This window comes from Neisseria sp. P0022.S010 (assembly GCF_051956635.1).
The window spans coordinates 1-206 of sequence record NZ_JBQCXF010000988.1; the positions used below are offsets into that span (position 1 = coordinate 1).

The following is a 206-nucleotide window of genomic DNA, read 5'->3' on the forward strand; positions in this document are numbered from 1 at the left end:
CGGTTTGGATTAAGCCGGCCTCTTTCAGGTCTTTGAGGGCGTCTTTCAGACGACCCCTTTGGGTTTCTTCATCGGTATTGTGGTTGTTGGCGGTTTGGGCGGCTTTGTTCAGGCTTTTGGCCAGGGAGAGTGCCTGTTCGAGTTGGGCGACGGCATCGTCCATATCCAGCACTTTGCCGTTGGCATCCTGGTTTTGTGCACTGACA

At 54.4% G+C, this 206-nt stretch carries 1 pseudogene; it reads right to left on the reverse strand.

What is annotated here, in order from left to right:
- Positions 1-206: pseudogene (locus tag ACTHUT_RS22465) on the reverse strand (DUF2345 domain-containing protein); the annotation flags it as partial.